The 15,940-nt window shown below is 62.3% G+C and carries 17 protein-coding genes; 8 read left to right on the top strand and 9 right to left on the bottom strand.

Going from position 1 to position 15,940, the window contains the following annotated elements; translation table 11 throughout:
- The 3 genes from K8U03_21065 to K8U03_21055 form a co-directional block, all read right to left on the bottom strand.
- On the bottom strand, positions 1-843 hold the full coding sequence (locus K8U03_21065; protein ID MCE9607384.1) for a hypothetical protein: 843 nt from the start codon (positions 841-843) through the stop codon (positions 1-3).
- A gap of 262 nt (positions 844-1,105) precedes the next feature.
- On the bottom strand, positions 1,106-2,290 hold the full coding sequence (locus K8U03_21060) for a glycosyltransferase (GenBank protein ID MCE9607383.1): 1,185 nt from the start codon (positions 2,288-2,290) through the stop codon (positions 1,106-1,108).
- 86 nt (positions 2,291-2,376) lie between these two features.
- The gene (locus K8U03_21055) at positions 2,377-3,255 is read right to left on the bottom strand and encodes a polysaccharide deacetylase family protein (GenBank protein ID MCE9607382.1); all 879 of its coding nucleotides are present in this window, start codon (positions 3,253-3,255) and stop codon (positions 2,377-2,379) included.
- A gap of 392 nt (positions 3,256-3,647) precedes the next feature.
- Between K8U03_21055 and K8U03_21050 the strand changes: the two genes are divergently transcribed.
- From K8U03_21050 to K8U03_21030, 5 genes are all read left to right on the top strand, one after another.
- Positions 3,648-5,159, top strand: coding sequence for a hypothetical protein (locus K8U03_21050; protein ID MCE9607381.1), 1,512 nt, complete (start codon positions 3,648-3,650; stop codon positions 5,157-5,159).
- A gap of 60 nt (positions 5,160-5,219) precedes the next feature.
- Complete coding sequence (locus K8U03_21045; GenBank protein ID MCE9607380.1) at positions 5,220-6,422, top strand: glycosyltransferase; 1,203 nt, start codon at positions 5,220-5,222, stop codon at positions 6,420-6,422.
- Positions 6,423-6,480: 58 nt separating this feature from the next.
- Positions 6,481-7,248, top strand: a complete 768-nt coding sequence (locus K8U03_21040; protein MCE9607379.1) for a WecB/TagA/CpsF family glycosyltransferase — start codon at positions 6,481-6,483, stop codon at positions 7,246-7,248.
- Between the two features lie 113 nt (positions 7,249-7,361).
- The gene (locus K8U03_21035; protein ID MCE9607378.1) at positions 7,362-8,321 is read left to right on the top strand and encodes a fumarylacetoacetate hydrolase family protein; all 960 of its coding nucleotides are present in this window, start codon (positions 7,362-7,364) and stop codon (positions 8,319-8,321) included.
- Positions 8,322-8,353: 32 nt separating this feature from the next.
- The gene (locus K8U03_21030) at positions 8,354-8,899 is read left to right on the top strand and encodes a hypothetical protein (protein ID MCE9607377.1); all 546 of its coding nucleotides are present in this window, start codon (positions 8,354-8,356) and stop codon (positions 8,897-8,899) included.
- A 97-nt stretch (positions 8,900-8,996) separates the two neighbouring features.
- On the opposite strand, the gene K8U03_21025 is transcribed toward K8U03_21030, so the two are convergent.
- Both K8U03_21025 and K8U03_21020 read right to left on the bottom strand, forming a co-directional pair.
- The gene (locus K8U03_21025) at positions 8,997-10,064 is read right to left on the bottom strand and encodes an MBL fold metallo-hydrolase (GenBank protein MCE9607376.1); all 1,068 of its coding nucleotides are present in this window, start codon (positions 10,062-10,064) and stop codon (positions 8,997-8,999) included.
- Positions 10,065-10,207: 143 nt separating this feature from the next.
- Positions 10,208-10,654 carry a pyridoxamine 5'-phosphate oxidase family protein gene (locus K8U03_21020; GenBank protein ID MCE9607375.1) on the bottom strand — a complete coding sequence of 149 codons (447 nt, stop codon included), beginning with the start codon at positions 10,652-10,654 and terminating at the stop codon, positions 10,208-10,210.
- Between the two features lie 278 nt (positions 10,655-10,932).
- Here K8U03_21020 and K8U03_21015 point away from each other — a divergent pair, with 278 nt between their 5' ends.
- Genes K8U03_21015 through K8U03_21005 form a run of 3 tightly spaced genes read left to right on the top strand, consistent with a single transcriptional unit; the run spans position 10,933 to position 12,819 of the window.
- Positions 10,933-11,379 (top strand): RbsD/FucU family protein, encoded by a 447-nt coding sequence (locus tag K8U03_21015; protein MCE9607374.1) that lies wholly within the window; start codon positions 10,933-10,935, stop codon positions 11,377-11,379.
- A gap of 43 nt (positions 11,380-11,422) precedes the next feature.
- Positions 11,423-11,914, top strand: coding sequence for a DinB family protein (locus K8U03_21010; protein ID MCE9607373.1), 492 nt, complete (start codon positions 11,423-11,425; stop codon positions 11,912-11,914).
- A gap of 41 nt (positions 11,915-11,955) precedes the next feature.
- Entirely contained in the window at positions 11,956-12,819 is an 864-nt protein-coding gene (locus K8U03_21005) for an amidohydrolase family protein (protein ID MCE9607372.1), read from the top strand.
- A 138-nt stretch (positions 12,820-12,957) separates the two neighbouring features.
- Here K8U03_21005 and K8U03_21000 read toward each other — a convergent pair whose 3' ends face one another.
- From K8U03_21000 to K8U03_20985, 4 genes are all read right to left on the bottom strand, one after another.
- Positions 12,958-13,257, bottom strand: coding sequence for a (2Fe-2S)-binding protein (locus K8U03_21000; protein ID MCE9607371.1), 300 nt, complete (start codon positions 13,255-13,257; stop codon positions 12,958-12,960).
- Between the two features lie 4 nt (positions 13,258-13,261).
- Positions 13,262-14,371, bottom strand: a complete 1,110-nt coding sequence (locus tag K8U03_20995) for an NAD-dependent epimerase/dehydratase family protein (protein ID MCE9607370.1) — start codon at positions 14,369-14,371, stop codon at positions 13,262-13,264.
- Between the two features lie 38 nt (positions 14,372-14,409).
- On the bottom strand, positions 14,410-15,240 hold the full coding sequence (locus tag K8U03_20990) for a hypothetical protein (protein MCE9607369.1): 831 nt from the start codon (positions 15,238-15,240) through the stop codon (positions 14,410-14,412).
- Between the two features lie 272 nt (positions 15,241-15,512).
- Positions 15,513-15,731, bottom strand: a complete 219-nt coding sequence (locus tag K8U03_20985) for a CDGSH iron-sulfur domain-containing protein (GenBank protein MCE9607368.1) — start codon at positions 15,729-15,731, stop codon at positions 15,513-15,515.
- Positions 15,732-15,940: the final 209 nt, after the last annotated feature.

Raw genomic sequence — 15,940 nt, 5'->3', positions numbered from 1 at the left:
TTACTCGTCGACGCGCGCTGCGGCCTCATCGGCTATGAGCGTCCAACGAACTCCTTCGCCGGTCCCGTCTCCCATAAAGCGAATGAAACGCGATTTATGGTTCCGATTCAAGCTCACGATCGTATCGTGTAGCCGACGCTTGGAATCTTGATCCGGATGCGGCGGCAACGGATCGTCGATCCGAACCGGCCAGTTCTCTTCTTGAAAGGCCGACAGGATCATCTCTTGGTTCGGCGCGGGTACTTTGAACTGCTTCACGATCACGCCGTTGACGCGCAGCTCTTGCATGTCACCGTCCCAGCGCGGTAGCACGCGCGGCGCAGGTTCGGCTGCCGGCGGCGGCGCAACCTTCTTCGCTGCCGGCTCGGCCTGCGGCGGAGTTGCGTCCGCCACATGATCCATTTGCGTTTCGAACACCCCCAACGCATGCGCCGCTTCCACGCCGGAGTCCGTCAGCACGAAGCACGTCTGCTTCGTAAACGAGAGTCCTTTGGTGCGACGGAACGACCGTTGCGATTCGCCCGGCAAGGTCGTTTCGCGGGCATGCTCGACATAGCCCTTCATCACGAGCCAGCGGAGATCGGAATTGATGAGGTCGACCGAACGGAGTTCGCGCAGCTCGAGCGCGAAGTCCCAATGGTCGGTTTGCACGTCGTCGGCATACTCTCGGGCCTGCAACAGAAACGTCAGGCCTGCGATCATCCGTTGGGAAAGCGGCTGGGCTGCATGATGGGCCGGAGGAGCTTCGGCATTCGCGGCATCGAACGACGCTGCCTCGACGCGCGCATTTCCATGCGGCGGCGAGGTGCGAAAGTCCGAGAATGGGCGATGCAGAGGATCCATCAAGTGCCTACCGAGCGACCCTTGGGTCAGAGCCCAAGGAAATCGAAGTTCGTCAAAACTACTCTCGCCAACTTGACATTAGTAAATGTAAGTAGACAAGGGTGATTGTGACGACTGCACGGTATAAAGCAACTGCGATATTTGGATATTATAACTTTTTTTGTTGCACGAATGGAATTTGCGCGGTAGGCGACCAACGCGATCGATTGCCGACCTTATCCAAAGTAGGTAATTCAGGGGTTTTGATTACCGAGAGGCTGATTTACGCGTTGCACATTTTCAGTGCTGTGCGAGCTGTTTTGCCAAGATAGATAGACTGGATAAGTCTCTCGTAACCACCCACCATTTGATCCAGCGACCAATTCGCTTGGATATGCTTTCGCCCGGCTTCTCCCAGACGGCGGCAAAGCTCGGGATCCCGAAATAACTGCTCGATCCGCGAGCCCATTTCTTCGACGTTTCCCGGCTCGACGAGATACCCGCTGACCCCTTCGTGAACCGTTTCGGGAATCGAGCCGACGCGAGTCGCCACGACCGGCTTGCCGCACGCTAGGCCTTCCATGATCGACACCGGATTCGCTTCCATATGCGAGCTGAGAACCAGCAGGTTCGTGTGTGCGAGGAGTTCCGGGATGTCGCGGCGCGTGCCGAGGAATCGGACTGCCGAACCGATGCCGAAATCGCTCGCCATCCGTTCGAGCGTCGGCCGCGCGGCCCCATCGCCGATCACCAGGAATTGTGCTTTCGGAATGCGTGCATGGACGAATGCCGCGGCGCGGAGGAACAATTCGTGGTTCTTCTCGGGCCGCAGGGCCGCGACGATCGCCGCGGTCGGTGCGCCGGCCGCAAGACCGAGCTCGGCCCGAAGTTCGGCGCTCGGCTCCAACGGCCGGAACCGATCGACGTCGACCCCGTTGGGGATCACGAACACCTTCTTCTTCGGGCAACCTTCGTGCTGCGCCAGATACTCCCCATGAGGCACGGCGCAGCCGATGAAACCGTCGGTAATCGGTTCGAGCAGGCGGTTCGGCAACTCGACGTGGTCGGGCAAGCCCGTCGAATGCAAGGCCGACAACACGACGGGAACCCCGGCGCGCCAAGCAGCCAAGCGGCCCCAGAACATTTTGTCTCCCCCGGTGCCGACCGTCACAATCGCGTCGATCTTCCGCTCGACCATCAGCTTCGACAACCGCCCAACGACCTGATAGTCGTACTTATGACGAATCAGTTTCTCTACGGCGGGAATCTCTTGCGCGAGCACCTCGCCGAGCGGGCCGAATTCCTTCAAGCAACAGAGCTCCGGCAGAAACCGGCTCCGATCCATGCGCCGCACCAAATTCACAAGCAACGTCTCGGCCCCGCCGACCGGCATCGACGTGATGACGAACAGCACCTTGAGCGGACCACGCTCGGAAAGCGGAAGCAAGCGGCGACGACGATGGAACATGGCTGGCTCGGAGGGGTCGGGGGTCAGGGGTCGGAGGTCAGATGAGAAGCCGCTTTGCGCTTCGGTGTTCTTCCATCGTGGCGGCGTTAGGCCTTCGTCATTCCGTTCGGTGCGGTCGGCTTCCAAGTTTGCACGGCACTCGCCGAGTAGTCGTAGCGCGGTACTTTGCGCTTTCTCGGATCGACGGTGAGCCAGTTGCGGAAGCGGAGCATGTCGTCGTCGGCATGGATCCGTTGCATGTGAAACGGATCGTCTCCCGGGAAGTTGTAGGCGCCGTAAGCCGAGCAAACTCCTTCGTAGCCCGCCTCGTAGGCCATCTCGAACGCCAGCGGCTGCATGTTCGCAGGCATGCCGAACGGAAAGGCGAAGTGTCGCACCGTCCGACCGATCGCTTGTTGTAGCTCTTCGCCGGCGACGACCACTTCGTCGAACAATCGCGTTCGATCGTCGATCTTGCCGATGTCGGGGTGCGTGCGCGTATGAGCGCCGATCTCGATTCCCCGTTCCGACCAGCCGCGTAGGTCATCGAGCGAGTTGGGTCGAAAAGTCTTCCCCATGCGCACATCATGCGGAAACGGCACGCCGTAGCGCACATGATGCAGCGTCACGAAGTAGGTGCAAGGGATATTCTCGCGCACCAAGAGCGGCAGCGCGAAGTCGTTGTTGTCGGCATAGCCGTCGTCGAACGTCACGGCCACGGCCCGGCGCGGATTGCCGCTTCGGATGCGCTGCTGCGCCTCGCTCAGCGAGACGACGTCGACGTTCTTCTTCAACCACGCCATCTGCCGGGCGAACAGTTCCGTCGGGCATGTCCAAGCGTTGGCCCGATCGTCGGCCACGCGATGGTAGAACAAGATCATCACCGGCGCGCGCCGCCGCGTCTCGTCGCACCGGTTTCGCCAGGCGCGATAAGGGCGCGTGCCGTGGAAATAAGCGCTCAACAGCGCATGCTTGCCTGACGTCATATTCGCTCCGCCTTTAGCGGCTCTCTCCGACTCGGTCGCGGGATGCAGTCACGAAAAAAAATCCCGGCGATACGGTCTCTCGCAACTCTCGGTTACGGGGCGCAATACGCAAGCGAGTACGGTACGAATTCCGGCCGTCGTGGAGTTCCACGCTCGACGCCGCAACACGACCTCCTTCCTGTGTTTACGCTCCGCGACGTCGGTTGCGATTCGGCAACATGGCCCCCCTCAAGACGCCTCAAAACCGACCCGAAACCGTGGTTTGCGCTCTGCCGGCGTCATCGAGCCCGTTTGCGACCTAAGTTTCGATAGCGAACCACTGCGCCCGTGCGCGCACACGACTCGCCGCGCCGAACCGCGCTCCCATTGAGAAGTCCCTCGCAGAGACTGCCATGTCCGCACCCGTCCCGGTACTTTCCGATATCGTCGGCCTGTTCATTCGCCATCCGTTGCGCTGGGCGCTGCCGGCCGTCGTCGTCGCGGCGATCGCTTCGCTGTACGCAGTCACGAAGCCGGCAACTTGGGAAGCGGCGCTCACGTTGACCGTCCGGGCCGAAGCGACGGGCAACCAAGGAGGCGCCGGCAGGTTTCGCGATCTCTCGGAGATGAAGACCGTGCAAGAGACGGTGCTCGAGCTTGCTAAGAATCGCGCCGTGCTCGAGGCGGCGCTGCGCAAGGTCGGGCTCCCGGCGAATACGAAGGTCGCTGCCGGCGCTTGGCCGAGCGGTGCCGATATCGACGACCTTAGCGATGCGCTGAAGCTTGTGCCGCCGAAAGGGGCCGAGTTCGGTTCGACCGAGGTCTTCTACTTGAAAGTGAAAGATAACGATCGGGCCCGCGCCATGGCGTTGGCCGATGCCGTGGCCGATGAGCTTCTCGCGCGCTTCCAACTACTGCGGAGCGATAAGGCTCAGAGCATGGTTCGCGAGCTGGGAGTCGCGGTCGATATCGCCCGTCGTGACTTGCAAGAGTCGGTCACGACGCTCGGCGCTTTCGAGACGCGCATCGGCGGCGACCTCGCCGAGTTGCGCAACCTCGAACAACTTGGTTCCGGCGACAGCGATCTGCGCAAGCTGGTCGTCGAGCTCGAAAGCGAGTTGCGCCAAGCCGAGAACGCCGAGCGCAATAACCAAGAACTGCACAACTTGCTCAGCGCCGCGCAAGCCGATTCGTCGCGCTTGCTCGCCACGCCGAACCGCCTGCTCGAATCGCAACCCGCTTTGCGCCGGCTTAAAGAAGGGTTGATCGACGCGCAACTCCGCACGAGTCTGTTGCTCGGCAGCCGCTCGCACGAGCATCCCGAAGTTCGGGCCTCGCTCGATGCTCAGGAAGAAGTGCGCCGACACCTGCATGCCGAGCTCGCGGCCGCCGCGCAAGGCGTAGCCGGCGAACTCGACGTCGCTCACGAACTCGTCGCCGATCGACGTCAGAAAGCCGCCGCGGCCCGAGGGCGGCTTGATCGCCTCGCCTCGTCGCGTGCCGAATATTCTTCGCTGAATTCCCAGATGCAGTATCGAACTCGGCAAGCGGAACAATCGGAGCGGCAACTCGTCGACGCGCGGGCCGCGCAGGCCGGCGGCGCCGCCTCGAACCTCCTGACGCGCCTCGACAAAGCCGACGCCGGAACGAAGCCGATCGGACCCGGCAAAACGACGTTGCTCGGCATCGGCATCGGCGGCGGACTCATGTTCGGCATCGGTTGCCTCCTGCTGACGACCCGCCTTCCCGACGGTTCCGCCACGACGACGCAAGCGCAACCCTCGCAGGCTGATGCACAACCGGTTTCCGCAGCGCCCGCCGCCGCTTACTCGTCGAGCGACTTGCGAACTGCTCGACCGGAGAACACGCGGCCGGCGAATGCGCGAACGACCGAGCGTGCGCCGCTCATTACGTCGGCGGTTTAGTTCCCGCTCGTTTCGATATTCGAATTGGCTCGCTCCTCATTACGTCTCGAAAGCACGCTCATGCCGAACCTCGCACTCCTCGACGCCGACATCGTCGGTCCGCCGTCCGAGTCGGAAAGTTCCGAACCGCGCCGCAAGGTCCGAGTCTTGCAAATCGTCAACGGCGAGCATTATGCCGGAGCCGAACGCGTGCAAGATCTGCTCGCCGCGTCGTTGCCGGAATTCGGCTTCGAGACCGTGTTCGCAGCGGTTAAACCGGATCAGTTCCCGCTCCGTCGTCGCAACCAAGGGGCGCCGCTGTATGAAACTCCGATGCGCGGCAAGTTCGATCTTCGCCCGGCGCGCGCGTTGGCCGAGATTGCGCGCCGCGAAAACTGCGCATTGATCCATACGCACACCGTTCGCTCGGCGATGGTCGGCCGCGCCACCGCCTGGCTGACCGGTTTGCCGATGGTGCATCATCTGCATAGCCCGACGTCGGACGACTCCACGCACTCGCTGCGCAATTGGTTCAACACGGTCGTCGAGCGTCGCAGCACGTCGCACGTTGCAGGCGCGATCGCGGTGTCGAAGAGCTTGGCTGCTTACGGCGCCAAGCATGGCATCCCCGCCGAGCGGATTCATGTCGTGCACAACGGCGTTCCGCTCGCCGGCCCGCTCGCGGCGCGAGCGACTCCCGTCGGCACGTGGACGATCGGCTGCGTCGCGTTGTTTCGTCCGCGTAAGGGATTGGAAGTGTTGCTCGACGCCGTTTCGCTCTTGAAGCGAGAAGGGATCGATATCCGTCTCCGCGCCGTCGGGCGTTTCGAGACCTCAGCATATGAACGGTCGATCCATGCGCAAGTTGCGCGGCTCGGCCTCGGCGAACAAATCGAATGGCGCGGCTTTCGCGGCGACGTGGCCGCGGAGTTCGCGGCGATGGATCTCTTCGTGTTGCCGAGCCTGTTCGGCGAAGGGTTGCCGATGGTCGTACTGGAAGCGATGTCGTACGGAGTTCCGGTCATCGGCACGCGTGTCGAAGGAATTCCCGAAGCGTTGCGGGCCGATGTCGACGGCCTCATCGCCGAGCCGGGAGATGCCCGTTCGCTCGCCGAGCGGATCTCGAGCGTGATCGACGGCTCGATCGATTGGCAACAACTCCGCAGCTCGGCCCACGCCCGCCAAGCGGAAAGCTTTTCCGACCGCAGCATGGCGGAAGGAGTCGCGAACGTCTATCGACAAGTCCTCGCAACCTGCAAACGGCCAACCAAGCAACAAGCCTAGCGCTCAACTGAACTCTGCTCACTGACCCCCGACCCCTGACCCCCGACCCCTATTCGCCATGCCCTCCACCGTAGAACTTTTCGGAATGCACATCGACCCGCTTCGGATGCCCGAAGCCGTGGCGCAAGTGTGGAATTGGATCGAGGAAGGCTCGGGCACTTGCCGCTACGTCGTGACACCGAACGTCGATCATGCCGTGATGTTGCGCGACGATGTTCGTCTTCAAGCAGCCTACAAGCACGCTTCGCTGGTTCTTGCCGATGGCTTTCCGGTCGTGCTGGCTTCGCGGTTGTTGAAGCGTCCGTTGCCGGAACGGGTCGCCGGTAGCGATCTTGCGCCGGCGCTCTTCGCGTCGGCGACGGTTGAGCGGCCCATGAGCATCTACTTGCTCGGCGCTGCGCCGGGAGTTGCCGATCGGGCCGCGGTGAACATCGCAAAGCGTTGGCCGAATGCCGTGGTCGTCGGCACGTACAGCCCGCCGCTCGGGTTTCAGAACGACACGCTCGAGAACGAACGGATCGTCGCGCGAATCAATGCCGCGGCGCCCGATGTGTTGGTGCTCGGCTTCGGAGCGCCGAAGCAAGAGCATTGGATCGCGGCTCACTACGACCGCCTCAACGCGAAGACGGCGCTCTGCATCGGGGCGACGATCGACTTTCTCGCCGGCGAGCAATCGCGGGCCCCGCTCTGGATGCAAAAACTGAATCTCGAATGGCTGCATCGGCTCGCCGGCCAACCGCGGCGACTCTTCAAACGCTACGCGCGCGATGCCGTAGTGTTTCCGCAATTGGTCTGGAAAGAATGGCGCAACGGGCCTAAAGGCTAGTCGCCGTTGGCATTCATCGCGGCTGCTTGACTTTCGCGGCGCGTCGGCGAAGCTATACGGTTCGTTCCCCGCCTTTGCTTCCCCTCTCACGACCCGCCCTCGGAGAATTCGCCATGCGCCTGTGTCGCTTCACGCACCAAGGAAAATTGCAACTCGGGCTCTACGGCGAACAGTCGATCGTGCCGCTCGCGGCAGGCGCCGCCGCTTACGAAGCCGCGACGCATGAGAAGCTCGGCCTTCTGAAGAGCGACGACTTGCTCGACTTCCTCCCGCCGAAGGGGAAAGGTTTCGCTGCGGCCTCGAAGCTCAGCCAATGGGTCGAACGGAACGACGGCAAGCTTCCTGCCGAAGCCGCGATCGCGACGGCGAGCGTGCAGCTGCATGTGCCGATTCCGAATCCGAATAAGCTCTTTCTGTTGGCCGGCAACTACAACGAACACATTCAAGAAGGGGGCGGCCTCGCAACGGAGCGCGCCGAAACCTTCCCGTACGTCTTCATGAAGCCGCCGACGACGACGCTCGTCGATCCCGGCAAGGCCGTCGTCATTCCGAAAGTGTCGCCCGGTGCGATCGATTGGGAGCTCGAGCTCGCCGTCGTCATCGGCACGCGTTGCAAAGGGATCGCCGAGAGCGATGCCTTGAGCGTCGTCGCCGGCTACACCGTCGTCAACGACATCAGCAACCGCAAGTTCCGCCCGAACGAAGCGCGCAAGAAGCGCGATAAGGATGCGTTCTTCGATTGGCTGCACGGCAAGTGGCACGATTCGTTCTGCCCGATCGGTCCTTGCATCACGAGCGCCGACGCCATCCCCGATCCGCAAGCTTTGGAGATGAAGCTACTGCTCAACGATCAAGTGAAGCAAAACTCCTCGACGAAGGCGCAGATCTTTCCGGTCGCCGCGGTGATCGCGTTCATCTCGAACATCGTGACGCTGGAGCCGGGCGACATCATCAGCACCGGCACGCCGGCCGGCGTCGGCAGCGCTACGGGCACGTTCCTCAAGCCGGGCGACACGCTCAAGGCCGGCATCGCCGGAATCGGCACGCTCGTCTCGCCGGTCGTGGCCGAATAGGCACGCGCCGGAGAAACACAAGGAACTTCGTTATGCTCGTGCGCGTGGCCGGCTTGCTCGCCGCGACGATCCTTACGACGATCTTCACGGTTGCGCCGCGCGTCGGCGCAGCCGAAGAAGAGCGGGTCGTGCTGTTCGAGATGGTCTCGTGCGCGCCGGTTCCGAAAGGCTACGAAGCCCAACGGCGCGATTTCGAAAACGCAGGCCCATCCGGCAGCACGTTGATCTTGCTCACCACGCCGGCGAACAAGTCGCGCGTGTCGATTACCGTCGAAAAACAAAAACTGATCGGCAAAGATCAAAAGGTCGCGGCCTTCAAGACCTACGTGAACGGCATCCACGGCCTGTTCACGAAGAAAGGCTATCGCACCGTCGAGATCGAGCACCCGGACAGCCGGACGCTCGATCCCGACCAAAAGCTCGACCTGCGCCTCAAGCTGCAAAAAGACGGGGCGTTTTTATACGTCGACGCGCGGATCTTCTTCACCGATCAAGGCTACACGGTCTGGTCGGTGGCCCAGAACGAAGAGGAGCGAAAGCTGCTCATGGCTTGGGCCGCGACCGTGCGACCGAAGTGAGGGAACAGGGGTCGGGGGTCGGGGATCAGGGGTCGGAAAGGAAGCGGCCTTGAGCCATCCGTCCTGACCACCGACCTCTCACCCCCGACCCCTTCTCTTATTTACTCGCGTACGTCTTCGAGTGCCCGGTCGAGGCTACGCTCACGGTGTACGACTTTCCGTCTGGCGCGACCGAGAGCTTCAAGTGCTCTCCTTTGCACTCCGCTTCTTTGTTCGCAATGAATTCATCGGGAGCGTTGTTCGTCGTGCCGTCGGGTCGCAGGTTCTTATGCACTTGGTAGATTGCCTCGATCGAAGGCGTCTCTTTGAGCGCCGCGAACATCAGCGGCCCGCACCCTTTCGTGGTGCCGTTGTTGACGATTGCCACGCGCGGCGAAATCGACTTGATCAACACCGGGTTGTTGCTCACGTCGAGCCCGTGATGGCTCACTTGAAACACGTCGACGACCCCCACGCGATTGATCGGGCAGACCAGATCGAACTCTCGATTCCAAGTGAGATCGCCCGTGTTGAGGAAATCGAAATCGCCGAACTGCAATAACGTCACCACACTGTTGGCGTTGTCGGAATTGTCGACCGGCTTCACTTGGTTCGCGGCACAGCAGTCGTTGGGCTCCGACTTTCCGCCGGTTTTCGTATCGCCGACGGCGATGAACTTCTGCCGAGCTCCGAGACACTGCAGCTTGAGCGATGTCGCCCCTTCGCCGAGCGGCTTCAGCGTGTAGACGTCGCCGGGCGACACGACCGAGCGCTTATCGGCCTTAAACGCAAGATACTCCGGCGAGGGCTTGTCGCGCAGCCCTTCGAATTGGCCGTTGTCGTGAACTTCGCCGATCGGCAACACCGAAGCCAGTTGCGCTGCGCCGCCGAAATGGTCGACGTGGAAGTGCGTGGTGATAAGGTGGTCGATCTTCTTCAACTTCGCCACATCGACGGCGACATGAAAGATCCGATCGGCATCGCGGCGGCCGGGATTGCCGGCGTCGATCAAGATCGATTCGCCGGCCGGCGTGACGATCAGCGTGGCGGCTCCTCCTTCGACGTCGACCCAATAGATATCGAGCGTGCGCGGCTGGTCGGCGCCTTGCGCCCGGCCGTCGGCAAGGAAAGCGATCGTCGAAAATACGGCGAACCACAGCGAACGCAAATGGACGAGGCGGGGCATGCGATGTTCCTCAAGCCGTCGCGCCGCGGCAACGTCTCGTCGAACGCGAGACGTGCCCGTAGCGGCTACCGGCGGTGAGGCCAGCATACCATCGGGCTCGGCGGAAATAAAATCCCCGCCGAGCCCGACGTGATGAGCTGCTTTTACATGGTCGGCGCAGGGCTCATCGAAATCGTGGCGTGTTCGCCGGGTGCGTATTGCTTGCCCGTGAGAATCGCTTTCACGAACCCGACGACTTGCACCATCGTGCTCGAAGGGGCGTCCCAATACTCGGCTTCTTCCACATCGACGCGCAGCAGCGCGAGTTGCGGATCGTCGAGTCCTTGGGGAAACCAAGCCTTGTAGAGCGGGTTCCAAAGTTCCTCGGCCATCTTCCGATCTTTTACCAACACGCCACGGCCCGACACCGAGACGTAGCGATTGTGTGCGGCGTCGGAATAGCTGACGTTCACGGCCGGCCGCTCTTCGGTTTCATCCACTTTGAGCGAATCTTCCGCGGTGAAGAACCAAAGCTCGCCATCGAACTTCGTTTGCTGCGTCGCCATCGGCCGGCTATGCAAGGTGCCGTCCGGGCGGCTCGTCGTGAGCATCGCGATGTTGATATTTTTGATGAGGTCGTGGACGCGTCGAATCGCAGCATCGCGCGAAGGGGTCGTGGTCACCGAAGTACCTTTCCGAAGAGAATGTCGTTGGCGAGCATCAAGTAGCGGTTATCGTCACGGAAAAGTAAGCAAATGGAGTGCCGTCGGCTTCCCCCGGGCCCGACCCTTGCCCGGCTGCGAGGATTACGGGATGATTTGCGTTCTTTCACCCTTGTCGCCGCCGCCGGGCCTGAACATCGACGCTCCAACCCGACCCTAAATCCACCATGTTGAAACACTCGCTGATCCATCCTCAACTCAACGACATCCTCGGCCGGGCCGGACACCATGCCAAGATTCTGATCGCCGACGGGCACTATCCGTCGTCGAGCAAGAAGGGGCCGAACGCCGAAATCGTCTGCCTGAATCTCGCGCCGGGAATCGTGAGTTGTGCGCAGGTGCTCGAGGCGATTCTTTCGGCGGTGCCGATCGATTGCGTGAACACGATGATGTACGAAGAGAGCGATCCCTACACGCTCGGCGGCGATCCTCCGGTGTGGGACGAATACCGCGCGGTCTTGAAGAAAGCCGGCATGGATCTGCAACTCGAGCCGATCAAGAAGTGGGATTTTTACGAACACGTCACGACCCCCGACCACGTGCTCACCGTGCAAACCGGCGATATGCAACGCTTCGCGAATTTGTTGTTGTCGATCGGCGTGCGGATGGAGTGAGTGCGACGGAGTTTCCAACCCTAATTTTTAGGAAGGCGATTTCATGGACGTTAAAGATTCGATTCTCTCGACGCGAGGGATGAGCTCGATGGTGCTCACGAAGTACCTCAGCGATCTGGAGGATGCCGACCTGATGCTGCGCCCCACGCCGGGCTGCAACCATCTCGCTTGGCAACTCGGCCATCTGATCAGCTCCGATGCGCAGCTGATCGACGGCGCGTGCCCGGGCAAAAGCTTCGAGCTTCCCGCCGGCTTCGCCGAAGCGCACGCGAAAGATAAGTGCGGCTGCGACGATGCCGCGAAGTTCCGCACGAAGCAAGAGTATCTCGACCTGATCGCGAAGGCGGACGCCGCCTTGACGAAAGCGCTTCAGGAAATGCCGGTCGAGCAATTCGATGCGCCGAGTCCGGAGTGGATGCGGTCGTTCTTTCCGACCGTCGGCCACATGTTCACGCTGATCGCCACGCACGCGATGATGCACGCCGGACAATTCGCCGTCGTGCGGCGTCAACTCGGCAAGCCGATCTTGATTTGATTTTCGCGCCCCACACGCCCTTCTCTTTTCACGGTGCCGCCATGCCGATCATCGACGCTCATCAGCACTTTTGGCAACTCTCGAAGCCGAAGCCGTACGACTATGCTTGGATCGGCAAGCCGGGGAAAGAGGCGATCAACCGCGATTACTTACCGGCCGATTTAAAGACCCGAATGGATGAGGTCGGCGTCACGCATACCGTGTTCGTGCAGACGCAGCATCATCTCGAAGAGAATCGTTGGGTGTTGCAAATGGCCGCGGAAAACCCGTGGATTCTCGGCGTCGTCGGCTGGGTCGACCTGCAATCGCCGGAGTGTGAGCGGCAGCTGCTCGAGATGCGCGAACACAAGAAGTTCGTCGGCGTGCGGCATATCGTGCATGATGAACCGGACGACGATTGGATCGTGCGGCCGAACGTGATTCGCGGTCTGAAGGTGCTCGAGAAGCATGGCGTGCCGTACGATCTGCTCTTCTTCGTCAAGCATTTGAAGCACGCTGCGACGCTGGCGAAGCAGTTGCCGAACCTGCCGCTCGTGATCGATCACTTGGCGAAGCCCGAGATCAAGAATCCGAATCACGCCGAAAGCATCGCCGCTTGGCTGCCGCAGCTCACGGCCGCGGCGAAATATCCCAACGTGTATTGCAAGCTCTCGGGTATGGTCACCGAAGCCGATTGGAAAGCCTGGAAGCCGGACGATCTTCGCCCGTACGTCGATCACGCGCTCGAGTTGTTCGGGCCGGAGCGTTGCATGTTCGGCAGCGATTGGCCGGTGTGCGAACTTGCAGGCTCGTACAAGCAAGTCTTTTCGGCGTTGAACGAAGTGCTCGGCCCGCTGAGTGCGAGCGAACGAGCGGCGATCTTCAGCGGCACCGCGACGAAGTTTTATAAACTCCAGGTGTCGTAAAATCGCGTTTGGTTTCGCGTCGGATGATCAGCCGGAGGGCGTTAGCCCCCGGTTCGGAAGCGGAATCGACAGCGCACCATAACCGGCCCAGACTGGACCGGACGCTAACGCGTTCCGGCTAATGAGATTGTTAATGCCTTACGCGGGTGTTGCGCCGGGAGGCGGGGTGCCGCCGCCGGCTTTGATGTATGCCGAGCGGTTCTGGGCGTAATCGGTCGAATCGGGATCGTCGAGCCCTGCGGCTTCGGCGACGGTCGAGCCGGCTTGCGCGGCGTCGAACATTTTCGCTAGGTACCTGCGGCACCAGCCGCAACCGGTGCCGGCCCCGAAGCAGTCGCTCATTTGCGCCGCGCGCCGCGGCCGCTCGATGCGAAGAAAGTTTTGCAGCTTGCGCTTCGTGACGTGAAAGCAGAGGCAGACTTCGTCGTCGAGCTGCATGGGGTTAGTAAGCTCCGTCGCGCGCTTCGAAGTGCGTCGGCTTGTCGAGCGACCGGCCGCCGCGCAGCGTCCAATCGACGATCCACGCGAGCAACCGCGCGATCGGCACAGTCGGATAGCCGAACAATCCGTGGCCGAGTTGGCCGTTGCTCAGGAGCGCGTCGGAAGCTTCTTCGCCGACGAACGTCGCCGGCTTGCCGAGGCCCGCCGCGAGCGTCTCGCATAGTCGCCGCACCGACAACGTCTCCGGGCCGGCGAGATTGAACGTAAACGCCGGCGCTGCCGCGCGCTCGAGCGATTGCAACACCGCGGCGTTCGCATCCCCTTGCCAGATCGCGTTGACGCAACCCATCGAAAGATCGATCGCTTCGCCGGCGTAGATGCGGCGCGCCATATCAGCCAACACTCCGTAGCGTAGCTCGCAAGCGTAGTTGAGCCGCACGATCACGGTCGGCGTGGGGCGCGGCAGGGAAGTGCCCGAGCCGGCGCACTCGGCGAAGTATTCGTAAATGCGCTCGCGTCCGAGCGTGCTCATCGCGTATTCGCCGACCGGTCCGACGGGATCGGTCTCGCGCGAGCCGCCGAGTCGCACGTCGGTGAGCGGATACACGTTGCCGGTCGAGAACGCCACGATCCGGCTACCGGCATAACGGCGGCAGATGAGGGTCGGCACGTAGACGTTCATGCCCCAGGTGAGCGCCTTGCGTCCCGTCGAGCCGAACTTCAAGGCCGACATCGCGACGACGTTCGGCGCGTCGGGCAAGCGGGCCGTTTGCTCGGGATCGGCCAGATCGCAACGGACGGTCTCGATGCCGACCGCTTGGAGCTGCGATTCGGACTTCGGATCGGAAAAGCGCGACACGCCGATCACGCGCCGCTTCACGCCGGCCGCTGCGCTCGCACGGACGGCCATGCGGGCGAGCGTCGGCCCCATCTTCCCGGCCACGCCGAGGAACACGATATCGCCCGGCACGCGCGCGAGCGCGGCGACGACGGCCGGCGTCGGACGGCTGAGCAATTCCTCGAGCGCAGCGTCGTCGGCGATGACGTCAGGCAACGACGGCTCGACAAGTGATGGGCCGGCGAGCGGTTGGGAACGATCTTTATTCGTCATCCATCGTTCCTTAAACCGCATCGCAACCGCGCACCGATTTAGCTCGGTGCCACGGCCAATTGCTCGAGCGCTCGCAACGACGCTACGACGTCGTCCGGCGAGACGTCGCTCCACTCCTTTAGTTTATGGTGCAGGATCGCCAGTTTATAGGCCTCGAACGCCTCGCGCAGATCGTCGGGCAAGCTCGGGAGCTTCTCGAACGGCCGTTGCGGCGACGGCAGATCGAACGGCGCATCGCCCGAGCCGGTTTCCGCGTACTCCGCGTCGTCGGCACCCTCTTCGTCGCCGAAGTCGGGGCCTTCATGGCTCGGGCCGGAGTGGGCATCGGCGTCGAATTCCGAAGGGTCGCGAATCTCGGTCGCGGTTCTGCCGGCTTCGTTCGCGCTCGCGGCCGGCGGGGCATCTTCATCGAGTTCCGCAGCGACGACTTCGCCGGCTTGCGGTTGCGTTTCGCTCGGGCCGCCGAGGGCTTCCCAGCGCTGCGTGCGCATCGCATTGACCGACCAGCCGCTTTGCGACGCTCCTTCGAGCCAGGTCTCGGCGTCGTTCCATTCGAGAGCCGCGAGGAAGTGGGTCCAGTACAGGCCTGCGTACGTTTCGTAGACGTCGCCGAAGCGGGTGAAGGTGCGTCGCAACCGGCCGACGTGCTGCGCCGTGACTTGGCCGACGAGCCGGCTCCAGGTTTCATCGGCGTAGTCGTGCGGGGCGGCGGAGGCGGCGATAAGCCGTTCGCGCCATTGGGCGACGATCTTTCCCTTTTCCCAATTCGTGCGGCTGATGAGCCGGCTCCAGAGGCCGACGAAAGGCTCGGAGGTTTCCAGAACGAAGTTCGATTCGGCGGAGTTCGACTCGGAGGCGATCGATTCCATGCGGCGGCGGATCCTTTCCAGCGCGATTTCCATTCGGCCGCGGCGTGCGGCCGGTTAAGCGACGAAGGTCCGATTTTACGAACCGCTTCCGCGGCGCACCAACGGCTAGGCCTGAGCCGCATCGTCGACAAAGTCGCAAACCGCGCCGGGCCGCATCGTTCGACGCAAAAGGGCCCGTCGATTTTCATGGACGCGCGTGGGGATAATATGTCGACGCTTCCGGAATGCCGCGCGGGATGCGCGCTGCGGAGCTCGGCCGAGGCTCGATTCGCCTATTGCGGCGGCAGGGCCGATTCTTCGGCAATGAAGCCGCAATCCTTGTGCGAGCCGTCGCAGAAGGGGCGGCGCTGCGAATGGCCGCAGCGGCAGAGGGCCACGAGCGGCTTGTCGGTCGGCAGCGTGAACGGGTTGCCGTCGGCGTCGACGAGCGTAAACGGCCCGGCGATGACGAGCGGCCCGTTCTTGCGAGTGCGAATGACGACTTCGGACATCGGATGGGCTCCCTGAGAGTAGCAGGCACGTTCCACGTGCCGTAGCCACAAGCGTCGTTCTAAGTAGAAGCCGGATCGCGCCACAGACGGCCCACGTGGCGGACGGCACGTGGAACGTGCCTGCTACTATAAACAACTACGCCCCTCGGCGAAGACTTTCTTCGACGAGGGGCGCGGCGTATCGGCAAGGCTTGCGTACGGGACGCGAG

It is taken from the genome of Planctomycetia bacterium (genome assembly GCA_021413845.1).
Classification (GTDB): Bacteria; Planctomycetota; Planctomycetia; order Pirellulales; family PNKZ01; genus PNKZ01.
The sequence above is the reverse complement of the archived record's forward strand: the minus strand, read 5'-3'. Positions and strand labels throughout refer to the sequence as shown.